The following is a 14,614-nucleotide window of genomic DNA, read 5'->3' on the forward strand; positions in this document are numbered from 1 at the left end:
CAGACCTCAGACAGGCAGGAGACTTCATGCAGACCCCCGCGTCGCCCACGGCGACAACTTCCGCTCATTCTCGATCGGCACCGCTTTCCAAAGCGATGGTGCGGCGGATCGTGTTTTCGTCGTCGGTCGGCAATGCACTCGAGTGGTTCGACTTTCTGGTCTACGGCTACTTCGCGACCATCATCGCCAAACAGTTTTTCCCGATGCAGGACGAGTGGCTCTCCACGCTGCTCGCCATCGCCACCTTCGGCATCTCGTTCCTCATGCGGCCACTGGGCGCGGTGGTGCTGGGCATCTACGGCGACCGCAAGGGACGCAAGGCCGCGCTGACGCTCGCCATCGCGCTGATGATGGTCGGCACCTTCACGATGGCCGTGATGCCGCCGTACGCGTCGATCGGCATTGCGGCGCCGATCCTGATTCTGCTCGCGCGGCTCGTGCAAGGCTTCGCGGTGGGCGGCGAGTTCGGCAGTGCGACGGCCTTCATGGTCGAACATAGCGCGTCGCGCCGCGGCTATTACGCCAGCTGGCAGTTCGCGAGCCAGGGGCTCGCCGCGATCACCGCTGCCGCGTTCGGCTCGCTGCTGACCGCGTGGCTGCCGCCCGAGCAACTGAATAACTGGGGCTGGCGCATTCCGTTCGTGTTCGGTTTGCTGGTCGGCCCGGTGGGCTATTACATCCGTTCGCACCTCGACGAGACGCCCGAGTTCCTGGCGCTGCGCGCCGCGCGTGAGGCGAGCGGCACTCGCGCGGCGGCGAGCGAAGAGAAGGACGCGTCGTTCGCCAGCCAGTGGGTCAACCTGCTGCTTGCCGTTGGCATCGTCGCGCAATCCACGGTGGGCGTGTACGTGCTGCAACTCTACATGCCGATGTACGCCGTCAAGCAATTGCATATGCCGGCGGCGGCATCGTTCGGCGTGGTGGTGCTCAATGGCGGCCTGCAGTTTCTGCTTTCGCCGGTGATGGGTGCGTTGTCCGATCGCATTGGCCGGATTCGCATCATGCTAACCACGTCGATCCTGATGGGGGCGCTGATCTATCCGATGTTCGCGCTGTTGCAGACTCATCCGACCATCGGTTGGCTGCTGCTGTTGCAGGGCACGGCGGGTATTTTCAAGGCCGCCTATTCCGGGCCGATGCCCGCCTTGATGTCCGAGATCTTTCCAACGCAGGTGCGCTCGACCGGTCTTTCAATCGCTTACAGCATCGGCGTGACGATCTTCGGCGGCTTCGCACCGACGATCGTCGAAACGTTCATTCACCTGACCGGCGACAAACTTGCGCCCAGCTACTACGTGCTGATTGCCGCGGTGCTGTCTGGCCTCTCGCTCATCGTCGTGGCCTGGCGCGTGCGCCGCGTCCGTGTGCCTCAAGGTGTACAGCCTGCCTGAGCGGCCAGGGCCGGTTGCTTCGAATCGGCACATCGCCCGGTCCTGCCAGTCCTCATCGACGATGATCGTCGCAGACTTAAGCCAGCTCTTCGAGCTGGCTTTTTTTCTGCCTCGCGCGCCGCGCTTTTATCCGACCGAATGTTTTGACTACCCGAAATTGGAACTGCCGCGTCTCGGCATGGTCTGTGCTGGGTTATCTGCAGAGTTGCGAAACACCGGCTAAGATGCAAGATACAAGGGGTTAACTCTAATCAAGGCGCTGTATCTGACACGGCGGACCGCTCGGGCGAGAGCGGGCTGTTTCGAGCATGCTCCACGAGTCGATACAGTTTTCGGAGCAAGACACGATGCACACAGAGCTGAACCATGTCATGCCTTGGCGGATCGAGGATATCGACCTCACCCGCATTGATCGGCAAAAGGCCGTCGCTAACGAAGATTTGCTGCTGCTGCTGTGCGCGTCTTCGTTTATTGAAAGCGGCTCCGATCTTTACACCAGCAATCTGAGTACGTTCTTTAACGGCGATCCTGAAGTCTCGGCCTGGCTCAACCAGGAGTGGGAGCCGGAAGAGTTGCAGCATGGCCGCGCGCTCAAGACGTATATCGCTTACGTGTGGCCGGAGTTCGACTGGGACACGGCATTTCGCAATTTCATGGAAGAGTACTCGCTGACCTGTTCGGTGGAGGACTTCGAGAAGACCCGCGCGCTCGAAATGGTCGCGCGCTGCGTGGTGGAGACCGGCACGGCTACGCTGTATCGCGCGATCGGCGAGTGCTCGGACGAGCCGGTGCTCAAGCAGATCACCGACAACATCCGCACCGACGAAGTCCGTCACTACAAGCACTTTTTCAAGTACTTCAAGAAGTACAACAGGATCGAAGGCAACGGCCGTCTCGCAGTGCTGGGCGCGCTGATGCGTCGCGTAATGGAGATCAAGAACGAAGACTCGGAGATCGCTTTGCGGCATGTCTTCGCGGTTCGTTATCCGGAACGCGTGCATGACTCGGCCTATAACCGCGAACGCGCGGCGCGTATCAATGCGCTGGTGCGGCGTAACCTGTCGGCGGATATGTGCGTGAAGATGCTGCTCAAGCCGCTCGATCTGCCGGCGAGGATTCAGCCGGGCGTGCATTACCCACTCGCCAAGATCACGCAGCACGTTTTTTTCCGCTGACCGCGCGGATCGGCCTGCCGTCGGCCTGCGTCGACGGCTCGCTTTGAAAATGGCCCGCTCGTGCGGGCCATTTGTTTTTCAAGGCATGATGCGTGATTGGCCACTTCCAACCGGATCGACATGATGAGCGATTCCCCCGCCTCCGAACGCCCGCTTGAACACAACGTGTTCGATGAATGGCCCGACGCCGTGCGCGCGTTGTTCGACGGTTCGTCGCTTGCGAGTAAGACGGGTTTTACCGCGTCGCTGCTGAGCGTCGATACGAATGGCCATGTGCGCACGTCGCTGCTTGGCGTCGGCGAGTTGTATGCGCCTGATTCGCGCACGCTATGCATCGCGTTGTGGCCGCAAGCGAGGGCGACGCGCGCCATTACGCAAAGCGGCCGGGCGGCACTGACCTTTGTTTGCGACGAAGCGTTTTGTCAAGTGCAGCTGCTGATGACGCCGCTAGCGAGTGTTGCCGGCGATGCCAGCGGGCTCGTCTATCTGCACGGTTCGATTGACACGGCTGAGGCGCAAAGCGTTCGTTATGCGCGCCTGACTAGCGGCATTACGTTCGCCCTGGAAGGGGAGGGAAAGGCGGTGCTCGACCGATGGGAGCGGCAGATCGAACACCTGAAGCAAGCAGCGGCTGCTGCTGGCCGCTAGTCGTTGTTTGCGAGAAAGCGGCGGCCGATGTGGCCGCCGCTTGGAGGCTTAGCGCAGGGGCTTAGCGCAGGGGCTTAGCGCAGGGGCTTAGCGCAGGGGCTCAACGCAGGGGCTCAACGCAAAACCTCAACGCAAAACCTCAACGCCCGCGCTGGCCGCTGCGCGTGGGCTGGCCACCGCGCGGCGCGTCGTTGCGCGGCTTCGCGCCACCCAGCAACGCGCCCGGATTGCCGCCTTGCGGCTTCGCACCCTGCGGCTTACGCGGCGCATGCTGAGCGGCACTGCCTTCATGCGCGACGGCACGGGGCCGATCGTCGTGGCGCTGACCGTCACGACGCGCCTGGCCGCCGTTGCCGGTCGGCTTCGCACCCTGAGGCTTCGGTTGCTGCTGACCGTTCGCCGGGCGTTGACTCGAGCGTTGTGCCGGTTTCGCAGAACCGCCGCCATCGCGCCGTGCGTCGTCGCGCTTCGGTGCGCCTTGACCCTGACGCGGCGAGCGACCACCACCGCCACCACCACCCTGGCCGCGGCGCAGGATCGGCTCCGGCTTCGCGGTCGGGTCCGGCTCGAAGCCGGCGATCACTTCCTGCGGCACCGGACGCTTGATCAGCTTCTCGATGTCCTTCAGCAATTGCAGTTCGTCGACGCACACCAGCGAAACCGCTTCGCCCGTCGCGCCTGCGCGGCCCGTACGGCCGATGCGGTGCACGTAGTCTTCCGGCACATTCGGCAGATCGTAGTTGACCACGTGCGGCAATTGATCGATATCGATGCCGCGCGCGGCGATGTCGGTCGCCACCAGCACCTGCAGCGTACCGTCCTTGAACTCGGCGAGCGCGCGTGTACGGGCCGACTGGCTCTTGTTGCCGTGAATCGCCAGCGAGTTGATGCCGTCCTTCGTCAACTGTTCAGCAAGGCGGTTGGCGCCGTGCTTGGTGCGCGTGAACACCAGCACCTGGAACCAGTTGTGCTGTTTGATCAGATGCGTGAGCAGTTCGCGCTTCTTGTCGCGATCCACCGGGTGAATCTTCTGCGCGACCGTTTCCGCCGTCGTATTGCGGCGCGCGACTTCGATCAACGCCGGCGAGTCGAGCAGATTGTCAGCGAGCGTCTTGATCTCGTCGGAGAAGGTGGCCGAGAACAGCAGGTTCTGACGCTTCGGCGGCAGCTTGGCGAGCACGCGCTTGATGTCATGGATGAAGCCCATATCGAGCATGCGGTCGGCTTCGTCGAGCACGAGAATCTCGAGATGCGACAGGTCGATGGTCTTCTGCTGCATGTGGTCGAGCAAACGGCCCGGCGTCGCGACGACGATGTCCACGCCGCTCCTCAACGCGCCGATCTGCGGATTGATGCCAACGCCGCCGAACATCACGGTCGACTTCAGCTTCAGATACTTGCCGTAGGCGCGCACGCTTTCTTCGACCTGTGCGGCCAGCTCACGCGTGGGCGTGAGGATCAGCGCGCGCACCGCGCGCTTGCCCGAGCCGGTTGCAACGGCGGGCATGGAGTTCAGACGCTGCAGAATAGGCAACGTGAAGCCGGCGGTCTTGCCGGTGCCGGTTTGCGCGCCGGCCAGCAGGTCGCCGCCATTGAGCACGGCGGGAATCGCTTGCGTCTGGATCGGAGTCGGCGTGGTGTAGCCAAGTTCGTGGACAGCGCGGACCAACGGTTCGGACAAGCCGAGAGAATCAAAAGACATAAAAGCTCTTTGCAATGCAGTTTCGCGAACGGCACACATGGGCCCAGGCAGGCATCAACGCGGCATGAACACACCCACATGGCATGTTCGAGGCCCGAAGCCCAGTTCCCGGTCGCAGAGAAATCGGCGGCACGCGGGAAGCGCGTGCCGAATGCTTCAACGCGCTATGCAGACACGTTGACTGGCCTTAAGTTGCATTTCGCCGCCGTGGGATGTCACGCGACGTAGCGCGCAACACTGACGAATTGACACAGACTGCCCGCCAGTACGAACAGGTGCCAGATACCATGTCCGTGCCGGATGCGCTCGTCGTTGATGAAGAAGTAGATGCCGGCGCTGTAGATGATCCCGCCGGCCACGAGCCAGGCGGTACCCGCTGCCGGTAAGGCATGCACCAGCGGGCGGACGGCAACGAGCGCGAGCCATCCCATCAACACATACAGCACCATCGAAACGCTGCGGGTGCGTCGCCCGAGCGTCAGTTCCTGCACGATGCCAAGGGCGGCAAGCCCCCAGCTTACGCCGAATAGCGACCAGCCCCACGGTCCGCGCAATGTGACTAGCGTGAACGGAGTGTAACTGCCGGCGATCAGCAGGTAGATCGCCGAATGGTCGCACTTCTGAAGAACCGCTTTCACGCGCGGACTGCGCACGCTGTGATAAAGCGTGGAGATAGCATACAGCACGAACAGCATCGCGCCGTAGACGCTGAAGCTGACCACCTTGTATGCGTCGCCGTCGAGTGCGCCCATCGTGACGAGCGTTGCAAGACCCGCCACCGACAGCACGGCGCCGACGAGGTGGGTAATGCTGTTGAAACGCTCACCGACATGCACGACTCTTTCCTCCTGCGCGGTTCATAAGGACCAGAACGTCCACATGATACCGGTCCTGAAAAAACGAAGGGCGCGGCCGCGAATTTCGCTGGTCGCGCCCCGGGTGCGACGAACGCTGCTTAGTCGAGCGGCGCCGAGCGCAGATCGGACACTTGCTGCGGCGACACGGCCGTACCGTGGTTGCCCCACGACATACGGATGTACGTCACAACGGCTGCCACTTCCTGATTCGACAACGCTTGCGCGAACGGCGGCATGCCGTACGGATGGGGGTTGGCGTCCGTGCTCGGCGGGTAACCGCCGTTCAGCACCATGCGGATCGGGTTGACCGCCGAAGGCATCTGGATCGACTGGTTGTTCGCGAGCGGCGGGAAGGCCGGCGGCATGCCGAGGCCATTTTCCGCGTGGCACTTCGCGCAGTTGTCAGCGTAGATCTTCTGGCCTTGCTTCAACAGTTCGCCGCCGAACTTCTCCGACGTTTCGAGCTGCAGCGGTTCCGGTGCTTCGCTCTTTTGCGGAATCGTCTTCAGGTACGTGGCCATCGCGTTGATGTCCTCGTCCGACATGTACTGCAGGCTGTTGTGAACCACTTCAGCCATCGGGCCGAACACCGCACCGCGGTTCGACACGCCGGTCTTGAGCAGATCGGCGATGTCTTTGGTTTCCCAGTCACCGAGGCCGGCTTCCTTGTTCGACGTGAGCGACGGCGCATACCAGTTCTGCAGCGGGATCAGGCCGCCGGCGAATGCCGCCGAATTGACCGGGCCGCCCATGGCGTTGATCGACGTATGGCACATGCCGCAATGGCCGAGGCCTTCGATCAGGTAGGCGCCACGGTTCCATTCGACCGACTTGGTCGGATCCGGCTTGTACTCGCCTTCACGGAAGAACAACGTACGCCAGCCGATCAGCATGTTGCGCTGGTTGAACGGGAATTTCAGTTCGTGCGGACGGCTCGCCACGTTGACCGGCGTGACCGAACGCAGGTACGCGTAGATCGCGTCCGAGTCGGCGCGCGTGACCTTCGTGTAGCTCGTGAACGGGAAGCCCGGATACAGCAGGCTGCCGTCTTTCGAACGGCCGGTGTGCATGGCGCGGTAGAAGTCGTCCTGCGTCCACTTGCCGATACCGTACTGGTCGTCAGGCGTGATGTTCGGCGTGAACATCGTGCCGAACGGCGTAGCCATGGGCAGGCCGCCGGCGAATTGCTTGCCGCCGCGCACCGTGTGGCAGGCGATACAGTCGCCGGCGCGGGCGAGGTACTCGCCCTTCTTGATCAGCGCGGCCTGGTCGGCGGGCGTTGCCGCCATGGCCGTGCCGTTATGCAGGTTGTCGCCGCCCGACCACAGGACGGGAACGAGTGCGGCAGCCGCAACGACGACGACTGCCGAGAGGGCGAACAAAGACTTGCGTTTCATTTGAGTGTCTCTCCCGGTGCCTTATTGCGGTTCGCTGCCGCAGGCAAGCGGAGTCTTCATCGAGCGGGCCGGAGCCGGCACGGGGTTTTGTGGAGCCTGTTGCGTGGAAAGCCATGCGGCAACGGCGTTCACGTCTTCGTCAGTCAGGCGCGTGGCGATGGTGTGCATGCAATCAGGCGCAATGGCGTGACGCGAGCCCGAGCGCCATGCGCCCAGCTGCGCGCTGATGTAGTCGGAGTGCAGGCCGACCAGACCCGGAATAGCGGGTTGCATACCGGTCAACGTCTTGCCGTGGCAGGCCGCGCAAGCCGGAATCTGCTTCGAGGCGTCGCCGTTCAGCACGATCTGCTGGCCGCGCGCGAGCGTGCTCGACGACACCGTCGGCTTGGCCGGCGGCGGATACGGCGGACGCTGCTGCGAGAAGTACGTGGCGATCTGATGAAGGTAGTCGTCCGAGAGATACGTGACGAGGTAGTTCATGGGCGGGTACTTGCGGCGCCCTTCGCGGAAGTTCTGCAACTGGTTGTACAGATAGTCGGCCGGCTTGCCCGCGAGGCGTGGGAAGTAGTCGTTGTCGGTACCTTGGCCGTGAGTGCCGTGGCAGGCCGTGCAGCCTTGCACGCGCGCTTCCATCGTGTCGGGGGCCTTCGGTTGAGTCTGCGCTTTCGCAGCGCTATAGACACCCGCGGAGCCGATCAGCAGAAGGGCGAGCAGCGGGCGGAAAATGCGTCTTGAAGACACGCGTAACTCCATCAAAATCGGGGACCTGACCGAACTTCGAGCGGCTCGGTGTGAAGGGCAGCCGGCGCTGCGGCGACGCAGCATTCTATCATCGAAGGGTGATGGTGACTATTTGAGTCATTAGAGAAGGTTCCGGCTGTCACCACCATGCGACAGTTTGACGCGCAGGGCTCTTCGGACTACCTGTCGATCATCTCAATTTTGCCTGAGCAATCAAGGGGACAAGCGGCTAACGCGGGCGATCTATCCACAAAGCGGGTTGAACCGACGCCCGCGCGAACCATCGAAGCGTACACTTCCGGGCGCGCCGGCCCTATCCGGTCTGGATGCGCCCGGGTTGACGCCCACCGTTCTCCTGATGATCCGCTATCGGCCATACATGAAGCTACTCCATTTTTCCCGTCCGGCGCTACGAGCGTCGATGCTCGGCGTCGCGGCGCTGGTTGCGGCGTCCACCGCATTCGCCCATGCGCACCTGGCATCGAGCGTACCGGCGGCAAACGCCGAAGTCGTTGCGCCCACCGAAGTGACGATCCGTTTCACCGAGCCGCTCGAGCCGGCATTCAGCAAGATCGCCCTTGCCGACGCGAGCGGTAACGCGGCCGCGCAGGTTTCGTCGCAAGTCGACGGGAGCGACGCCAAGGTCATGCGTCTGCCGCTGCCGCAGTTGAGCGCCGGCCGCTATGCGGTGCATTGGACGGCGGTAGCCACAGACGGCCACCGTACCCAGGGCAACTTTACGTTCATCGTCAAATGAGCATCGACGCACTCTGGATCGGGCAGGTCGCCATGGCCGCGCTCATGAACGTTGCGTTCGCGTTTGCCGTCGGTTCGGCGTTGCTCGGCGCGTGGCTCGCGAAGGACGCCCAGCAGAAGGTCTCGCCCGCGCGCCTCGCCTGGTTGCGCGCGCAACGCTCGATGCTGACCGCCACGGTCGTGCTGGTGCTTGCGGATCTCGGCTGGCTCCTGTATCAGGCGGCATCGATGAGCGGCGTCGGCTTGCCGGCCGCGCTCGGCGTGGTGCCGACCGTGCTCATGCAAACCCACGTCGGCTATGGCTGGAGCCTTGCGTTTGCCGGCGCGCTGGTGCTGCTCGGCACGGCCATGACCAGTCATACCGGCATGCTGCGCAACGCGCTGCTGTGGCTGGCCGTGATCGCGGTGGCCGCGGGCAAGGCGTCGCTCGGGCATGCGGCCGATGCCGGGCCGGCCTCGGCCGCTGTCGCCATGCAAACGCTGCACGTGCTCGTCACCACCGTGTGGGGCGGGCTGGCCATGGCGGCGGGGCTCGCGGTTCTGCCGGCGCTCGGCACCTCGACCGCGCGCGGCATGTTGATCCGCACGGCGACGCAGGTGTCGAATGTATCGGTGGTGGCGGTCGCGCTGGTGCTGCTCTCCGGCATCTTCAACGCGGTGCGCGGTTCGGGCGGCTCGTTCGAGGCGATCGAACTCAGCACGTGGGGTCATGTGCTGATGCTCAAGCTCGCGCTTATCGCGCTCGCGCTGGTGCTCGGCGGACTCAACCGCTTTTCGGCGCTGCCGCGTCTGCGCCGGACGGCCTCGACAATGGACGCCCATACCTTCGTCAACGTCCTGTATCTGGAAGCGTTGGCAATGATCGGCGCGTTCGTCGCGGCGGCCGCGTTGTCGCATAGCGTGCCGGCGTTTGCCGCGCTCGGTTGACCCCTCGGCGCGGGATGAGCCGCAAGACGAGTCGTAAAAGAGCCGCATAACGGGTCGCAAAAATTGGCCGCAAAACGGGTCGCAAAACCGGCCGCAAAACGAGCGACGCGGCTGCCGCCATCTGAGCGCCGTGCGTGTCCGCGGTGACTCAAGTCTGCGACGGCCCGCAGGCGCCCTGAACGTCAAAAAAAGCGCCGCACGTTAAAACGCGTGCGGCGCAATACACACGGTCGCCCGGCGGTGGCCGGCAATCCGCTACTGCTCTTCAGGCGGCAAGCGCGTGGCTCGCCCGTTCCAGGGTCTCCTCCGGAAACATCTCCTGCTGCAAGTCGCCAGCCGCGTTGAACCACTGGCAGATCAGCCAGTTGCCCGACGCGAACAGTACGGGCCCGCTCCAGGTCACGGTCATCGGACGGCCGCCCGATTTGAGCTTCAGCACGTCGCCCGCTCGATATGCGGGTCTTGCCCGCCTCGTGAGCCGCTTGGCCAGCTGCATGATCAGCCTCCGATTATTCGAGGCCGAGCCGATGTCCGAGGATCGGCGCGCAAAAAAGTGCGATGGCACAGCCCGCGGCTTTGCCTTCGAGTTCGGCTCCCGCGGCGCGCATACCGTATGTATGCGTCATGAGATCGAATAGTTGCGGCAGACAGTAGACCACCGCGGCGCCGATAAAGCATTTCTCGACGACCGAGATGCGCCAGCCGCGTTCGTATGCCAGCGCCGCGCCGATGATGCGCAGCACGCCGAACATCACCAGCGCGCCGACGGCGGCCTGTTCGCGCAGCAGATAGTCTGGAAGGAATTCGCCCATGATGTACCCCGATGCATTTGTCGTTTGAATGCATTTGAGCAAGGAGTGGGCCATGCGTATGTCCGATGCCGAACAGATCGCGTGAAAGCCTTTCTGGATAAGGCTTTGCGAGGATGACGCCAAGGCAGGAAAGGGCCGCAAAACGCCTGTTTCAGTCCGTTCGGTCCGGGATGTTACGTTACTGCGACGCTGTGCGCGTCACGTCGACGTAACGCGTCAGCCGTGCCTTATGGAGGCGCAAAGGTCGGAACGCAAATACGAAAGCGCAAAGGCAAGAGCGCGAATAACAGAGCGCGAATACCAAAGCGCGTCCGCGCAAATCAAAAACGCCGCCCTTGGGGCGGCGTTGCGTCATGCGATTACCATTCGGCGACGCTGCCGTCCTCATGGCGCCACACCGGATTGCGCCAGCGATGGCCGACCTTCGCCATCTCCCGCACTTTCTCTTCGTTGACCTCGATACCGAGGCCCGGACCTTGCGGAATCGACACGAAGCCGTCTTCGTATTTGAAGACTTCCGGATTCTTGATGTAGTCCAGCAGGTCGTTGCCCTGGTTGTAGTGAATGCCGAGGCTCTGCTCCTGGATGAACGCGTTGTAGCTCACTGCGTCGATCTGCAGGCAGGTTGCCAGCGCGATCGGGCCGAGCGGGCAATGCAGCGCGAGCGCGACGTCGTAGGCTTCGGCCATCGATGCGATCTTGCGGCACTCGGTAATGCCGCCCGCGTGCGACGCGTCCGGCTGAATGATGTCGACGTAACCGCCCGACAGAATGTGCTTGAAGTCCCAGCGCGAATACAGGCGCTCGCCTAACGCGATCGGCGTGTTGGTCTGGTTGACGATGTCGCGCAGCGCCTCGGCGTTTTCCGACAGCACCGGCTCTTCGATGAAGAGCAGCTTGTACGGGTCGAGTTCTTTCGCCAGCACCTTCGCCATGGGCTTGTGCACGCGGCCGTGGAAGTCCACGCCGATGCCGATGTTCGGTCCGACCGCCTCGCGCACCGCCGCCACGTTGTTGATAACGCCTTGCACCTTGTCGAAGGTGTCGATGATCTGCAACTCTTCGGAGCCGTTCATCTTCACGGCCTTGAAGCCGCGTTCGACCACGGCGCGCGCGTTATTGGCCACGTCGCTCGGACGGTCGCCGCCGATCCACGAATACACCTTGATCTTATCGCGCACCTGGCCGCCGAGCAGCGCGTGAATCGGCACGCCGTGATGCTTGCCCTTGATGTCCCACAGCGCCTGGTCGACGCCGGCGATCGCGCTCATCGTGATCGGGCCGCCACGGTAGAAGCCTGCGCGGTACATCACCTGCCAGTGGTCTTCGATCAGCAGCGGATCCTTGCCGATCAGATAGTCGGACAGTTCTTCCACGGCGGCCGCCACTGTATGCGCGCGGCCTTCCACCACCGGCTCGCCCCAGCCGACGATGCCTTCGTCGGTTTCGATTTTCAGGAAGCACCAGCGCGGTGGAACGATGAAGGTTTCGAGCTTGGTGATTTTCATGGTGTACGTCTCCTGTGTGTCGGCCGGAGTTAGCGCTTTAGCGCTTAGTCCGGCCCCATGCAAAGCACGGCGGGAGTTAGCGCTTTAGCGCTTACTCCCGCCCCATGCGAGGCATCGGTCTGGTGAGCGGATTAGCGCTCCCTCGTCCCATGCGGAATATTTGAGGATTCACATGCTACAACAAAAGCGCATTTAAGTACTATTAATAGTACTATTCGCCAGATAGTGGAGAGACCCCACCTCGACACGACGTAGCCGAAGCAGGTGATATCAAGGTGGAGATACCCGATAATCGCGCTCTTTTCCGGGCTCAGTTCCAATATCAATAGCGCCGCAAGGCCGCTGGGAGAAAGCTATTCAGCATGATCTGCATGGGCGTGTGGCCCATCTGCTGGCCACCGCGATTCTGCGCGGCGATTACGCGCCCGATTCGATCCTGCCGCGCGAAGCGGAGTTGATGGAGACCTTCGGCGTGAGTCGCACGGTGTTGCGCGAGGCGTTGCGTACGCTCACTTCGAAGGGCTTGATCGAATCACGTCCGCGCGTGGGCACGCGCGTGCGTCCGAAACATGCGTGGAACCTGCTCGATGCCGACGTGCTCGACTGGTACTCGCGGGTCGCCGAGCCGATGGCGTTCGCGCTCAAGCTGCAGGAAATGCGCGAGATGATCGAGCCGTATGCCGCGGGTCTCGCGGCGGACTCGCACACGGACGTCACCTTCCACGCACTCGCGGCGGCTCATGCGGCCATGGTGTCCGCGCGCAATGTCGACGAATGGGTGCGCGCCGATCTGCAGTTTCATTTGAGCGTGCTGATTGCGTGCAGCAATGAGTTGCTGATTCCGCTCGGTACGCTGATCGAGCGCACGCTCGAAGCGCAACTGCGTCTGAATGCAAAACGCGCGGACGTGTTCAATGCATCGCTGGCCGAGCACACGGCGGTATTCGAAGCGATTCGTGATCGCGATGCCGCCGCGGCGCGCGCGGCGATGGCGGGACTGTTAGGTGTGACACGCGCGCGGATCGAGGCCTAGGCGGCCCGCGGCGCTGCACGTAGGGTCACGCGGCGGTGATGGTTCAGCGGCCGCGCCAGAACGTTTCTCGGTTGCCGGTTCGGAGCCCGCCGGACTCGGGGCGACATGCCAGCCGCCGCGCCTCAATCCATCGCGGCGTGCGCCACCGACGCATCCGGCGCCCTGTGCGACGGGCGAATCAGCAGCAGGAGCGGAATGACCAGCAGCGTCGCCATGAACATCAGCTTGAAGTCGTTCAGATACGCGATCATCGACGCTTGCTGGGTGATCGAGACGTTCAGCGCGGCCATGTCGTAGTTCGAGCCGCTATTGAGCATGGGCTGGACCGCTGGATTGAACGCCGAGATATTGGCCGCAAGGTCCGCGTGCGAGACCTGCGTGTTGCGGGTCATCAGCGTCTGCACGATCGAAATGCCGATGCTGCTGCCTATATTGCGCATCAGGCTGTAGGTTGCGGTGCCGTCCGCGCGCAGTTCGGGAGTGAGTGTGGAGAAGGTCAGCGCGCTCAGCGGCACGAACACGAGGCCGAGGCCGAAACCTTGAATTACGCCAGGCCAGACGATATCCGACGCCGACAGCACGATCGTGTAATGCATCATCTGCCACAGCGCGAACGCCGAGATCAGGAAGCCGGCGAGCAGCAAGATCCGCGCGTCGATCCGCTTCAGCAGTCGCCCGGCGAACAGCATGGCGACCATCGTGCCCGCGCCGCTCGGCGCCGTGACGAGCCCGGTGGTCGCGACCGGATAGTTCATCAGGTTTTGCAACATGGGCGGCAGCAAGGCGCGCGTTGCATACATCACCGCGCCGATCACGAAGATAAAGAACGTGCCGGTGGCGAAGTTCGGATCCCTCAGCAGCTCGTATTTGAAGAACGACTTCTTGCCGACCGTTGCTGTATGCACGAGAAAGAACGCGAAGCTGATCGCGGCGAGTAGCGCTTCGATGACGATTTCGTTCGACCCGAACCAGTCGAGTTGCTCGCCCCGATCGAGCATGGCCTGCAAAGCGCCGATGGCCAGACCGAGCGTGGCGAAGCCGAACGCATCGAACTTCACGTCGTGCTTCGGCTCGCGCGAAGGCAGGAAGGTCGCCACGCCGAACAATGCGAACGCGCCGATCGGCACGTTGATGAAAAACACCCAGCGCCAGTTGTAGCTGTCGGTGAGCCAGCCGCCGAGCGTCGGCCCGAGAATCGGTCCGACCATCACGCCCATGCCCCACACAGCCATGGCTTGGCCCTGCTTTTCGCGCGGGTTGATATCGAGCAGGATGGACTGCGACAACGGCACCAGCGACGCGCCGAAAACGCCTTGCAACAAGCGCGACGCCACGATCTGCGTGAGCGTCTCCGACAATCCGCACAGTGCCGACGACACCGTGAAGCCGCCGATCGCGACGATCAGCAACCGCTTGACGCTCAACCGGTCCGAGAGCCAGCCCGTGAGCGGCGTGGCGATCGCGGCGGCGACGATGTACGAAGTCAGCACCCACGTGATCTCATCCTGCGACGCGGACAGCGTGCCCTGCATGTGCGGCAGCGCCACGTTGGCGATCGTGCTGTCGAGCGTCTGGATCAGCGTCGCCAGCATGATCGAAATGGTGATCATCGATCGGTTGAGCGGCGCGGCGGTCTTTGCCGCCGGGGTATCGGAATGCATGAATGA

General features: G+C 63.0%; 14 protein-coding genes. 6 read left to right on the forward strand and 8 right to left on the reverse strand.

The window, feature by feature from the left end:
* The first annotated feature begins 26 nt into the window (after positions 1-26).
* The 3 genes from P0D71_RS09065 (at position 27) to P0D71_RS09075 (ending at position 3,214) form a co-directional block, all read left to right on the forward strand.
* A complete protein-coding gene (locus P0D71_RS09065; RefSeq protein WP_408479770.1) occupies positions 27-1,391 on the forward strand; it encodes an MFS transporter in 1,365 nt (454 codons plus the stop codon).
* A 347-nt stretch (positions 1,392-1,738) separates the two neighbouring features.
* Positions 1,739-2,566, forward strand: coding sequence for a ferritin-like domain-containing protein (locus P0D71_RS09070; protein ID WP_091801020.1), 828 nt, complete (start codon positions 1,739-1,741; stop codon positions 2,564-2,566).
* Positions 2,567-2,689: 123 nt separating this feature from the next.
* On the forward strand, positions 2,690-3,214 hold the full coding sequence (locus tag P0D71_RS09075; RefSeq protein ID WP_408479868.1) for a hypothetical protein: 525 nt from the start codon (positions 2,690-2,692) through the stop codon (positions 3,212-3,214).
* 139 nt (positions 3,215-3,353) lie between these two features.
* Here P0D71_RS09075 and P0D71_RS09080 read toward each other — a convergent pair whose 3' ends face one another.
* The 4 genes from P0D71_RS09080 to P0D71_RS09095 form a co-directional block, all read right to left on the reverse strand.
* Positions 3,354-4,916 carry a DEAD/DEAH box helicase gene (locus tag P0D71_RS09080; RefSeq protein ID WP_408479771.1) on the reverse strand — a complete coding sequence of 521 codons (1,563 nt, stop codon included), beginning with the start codon at positions 4,914-4,916 and terminating at the stop codon, positions 3,354-3,356.
* Between the two features lie 215 nt (positions 4,917-5,131).
* Entirely contained in the window at positions 5,132-5,752 is a 621-nt protein-coding gene (gene trhA / locus P0D71_RS09085) for a PAQR family membrane homeostasis protein TrhA (protein ID WP_091799296.1), read from the reverse strand.
* A 119-nt stretch (positions 5,753-5,871) separates the two neighbouring features.
* Positions 5,872-7,170, reverse strand: coding sequence for a c-type cytochrome (locus P0D71_RS09090; RefSeq protein ID WP_091799299.1), 1,299 nt, complete (start codon positions 7,168-7,170; stop codon positions 5,872-5,874).
* A gap of 21 nt (positions 7,171-7,191) precedes the next feature.
* Complete coding sequence (locus P0D71_RS09095; protein WP_012434267.1) at positions 7,192-7,923, reverse strand: c-type cytochrome; 732 nt, start codon at positions 7,921-7,923, stop codon at positions 7,192-7,194.
* 367 nt (positions 7,924-8,290) lie between these two features.
* Between P0D71_RS09095 and copC the strand changes: the two genes are divergently transcribed.
* Both copC and P0D71_RS09105 read left to right on the forward strand, forming a co-directional pair.
* Positions 8,291-8,668 (forward strand): copper homeostasis periplasmic binding protein CopC, encoded by a 378-nt coding sequence (copC, locus tag P0D71_RS09100; RefSeq protein WP_408351671.1) that lies wholly within the window; start codon positions 8,291-8,293, stop codon positions 8,666-8,668.
* On the forward strand, positions 8,665-9,594 hold the full coding sequence (locus P0D71_RS09105) for a CopD family protein (RefSeq protein WP_408295924.1): 930 nt from the start codon (positions 8,665-8,667) through the stop codon (positions 9,592-9,594). Before copC ends, P0D71_RS09105 begins: the two co-directional genes overlap by 4 nt.
* A gap of 265 nt (positions 9,595-9,859) precedes the next feature.
* On the opposite strand, the gene P0D71_RS09110 is transcribed toward P0D71_RS09105, so the two are convergent.
* The 3 genes from P0D71_RS09110 to dgoD all read right to left on the reverse strand — a co-directional run bounded on the left by P0D71_RS09110 (position 9,860) and on the right by dgoD (position 11,914).
* Entirely contained in the window at positions 9,860-10,090 is a 231-nt protein-coding gene (locus tag P0D71_RS09110) for a YodC family protein (protein WP_408479772.1), read from the reverse strand.
* A gap of 13 nt (positions 10,091-10,103) precedes the next feature.
* On the reverse strand, positions 10,104-10,406 hold the full coding sequence (locus P0D71_RS09115; protein ID WP_408295927.1) for a hypothetical protein: 303 nt from the start codon (positions 10,404-10,406) through the stop codon (positions 10,104-10,106).
* A 359-nt stretch (positions 10,407-10,765) separates the two neighbouring features.
* Positions 10,766-11,914: a galactonate dehydratase gene (gene dgoD, locus P0D71_RS09120; RefSeq protein ID WP_074765636.1), complete on the reverse strand. Its 1,149-nt coding sequence runs from the start codon at positions 11,912-11,914 to the stop codon at positions 10,766-10,768.
* Positions 11,915-12,269: 355 nt separating this feature from the next.
* Between dgoD and P0D71_RS09125 the strand changes: the two genes are divergently transcribed.
* Positions 12,270-12,947, forward strand: a complete 678-nt coding sequence (locus P0D71_RS09125) for a FadR/GntR family transcriptional regulator (protein ID WP_408479869.1) — start codon at positions 12,270-12,272, stop codon at positions 12,945-12,947.
* Positions 12,948-13,069: 122 nt separating this feature from the next.
* Here P0D71_RS09125 and P0D71_RS09130 read toward each other — a convergent pair whose 3' ends face one another.
* Complete coding sequence (locus P0D71_RS09130; RefSeq protein ID WP_408479773.1) at positions 13,070-14,608, reverse strand: DHA2 family efflux MFS transporter permease subunit; 1,539 nt, start codon at positions 14,606-14,608, stop codon at positions 13,070-13,072.
* Positions 14,609-14,614: the final 6 nt, after the last annotated feature.

This window comes from Paraburkholderia sp. RL17-383-BIF-A, assembly GCF_046028015.1.
Taxonomy (GTDB): domain Bacteria; phylum Pseudomonadota; class Gammaproteobacteria; order Burkholderiales; family Burkholderiaceae; genus Paraburkholderia.